Origin of the sequence: Neisseria sp. HMSC068C04, from assembly GCF_001810105.1 — a bacterium.
Classification (GTDB): Bacteria; Pseudomonadota; Gammaproteobacteria; order Burkholderiales; family Neisseriaceae; genus Neisseria; species Neisseria flavescens_B.
Genome location: NZ_KV799942.1, coordinates 1 through 1,122, shown reverse-complemented (window position 1 = coordinate 1,122; position 1,122 = coordinate 1). Strand labels below are relative to the sequence as shown.

The 1,122-nt window shown below is 35.7% G+C and carries 2 protein-coding genes; both read right to left on the bottom strand.

Annotated elements, in window-relative coordinates:
- Window positions 1-793, bottom strand: a 793-nt coding sequence (locus HMPREF2700_RS05655) for an IgG-binding virulence factor TspB family protein (RefSeq protein WP_283129678.1), incomplete at its 3' end; no start/stop codon positions are given.
- Window positions 756-1,079, bottom strand: a complete 324-nt coding sequence (locus HMPREF2700_RS11635) for a hypothetical protein (protein WP_141745821.1) — start codon at window positions 1,077-1,079, stop codon at window positions 756-758. The genes HMPREF2700_RS11635 and HMPREF2700_RS05655, both read right to left, overlap by 38 nt.
- Between the last annotated feature and the right edge of the window lie 43 nt (window positions 1,080-1,122).

Sequence of the window (1,122 nt, the reverse complement as noted above, 5' to 3'; positions counted from 1 at the left end):
TAGGGTTTGCGTCAATTGAAGGGGTAGCGATTTTTAGGAATTTTTCTAAATCCAAAAGTTCTTTATCGTTTTTCTTTAAACGAAAAGAAATAGGGTTTCTTACATCTCCTTTGAACGAAACACTACAATCGCCACCATTCAAGTCAAAATAACATTTTTGAACTTGAAATTTTTGCCAGAAATAAACATCTTCGCCATCATCTAAATCAAGTTCTTTTGCCCTTTTTTTCCAAAATCCATTTGCAATTGACTGCATTTGGGATTCCATAAGTTTCTTAGCGTCTAACTCGCTCTTTCCGCCTTTTTCCATTGCTCTAAGTACTGAAGAATCAACGCCAAAGCAAGTAACATCTATATTTTTTCCATTTTCTTCAATCGTAATGCAATTTCGAGCAGCCCAATATTTAAAAAATTCTTCTTTAGATTCATCCCATTTGTAGCCTTCTGCTTCAAGTGATGGTTTCACAGTTTCATATGCTTGGTAGGCGAAATAAGCAGCTGTACCCCAACCTGATAAACGTGTCCCTAATGCCGCGCCTTTTTTTACCAGGCCAAATGCGCCTGAAAGGACGGCTTTTCGGGATACTTGAGCTTCAAGAGTTGCTCCTATTCGTGCAGTTGATGAAGCTCCAGTAGTTGTTTCGATGACTCTTGCTGATGTGGTTGTGGATGTGCCGTAGGTGTTGAGATTGATTTTAGAAAAAAGACGTCTCTCCAAATCACTTTTATATTCAGTTTCTAATACAACTTTTGAGCTAACTTGAAAGTTTTGTGCATTCGATAGACCACTCATAAAAAGCGCACTCATTGTTAAAAAAGATAAAATTAAAATCTTCTTTTTCATTATTTTCGACCAATGACATTACATCGGTTAAAACCAAAACAGAATCATCGGGGAAACTCCATCTCCAATAAATTCCATTAGCCTTATTTTCAAAGTGGCATAAAGTGCAAAAAAGCTCAAATCCCTTTAATTCAGCTTCCTTACACATTAGAACCATAATTTCAGCCATCTTTAAGCCATAAAACTTACAGTTTTTATCCGACTTCAAATTAAAAATAGATTCGCTAAATGACATAATAAAGTCCTAACTTTCGTAATGGTTGCTGAAAGTTAGATTA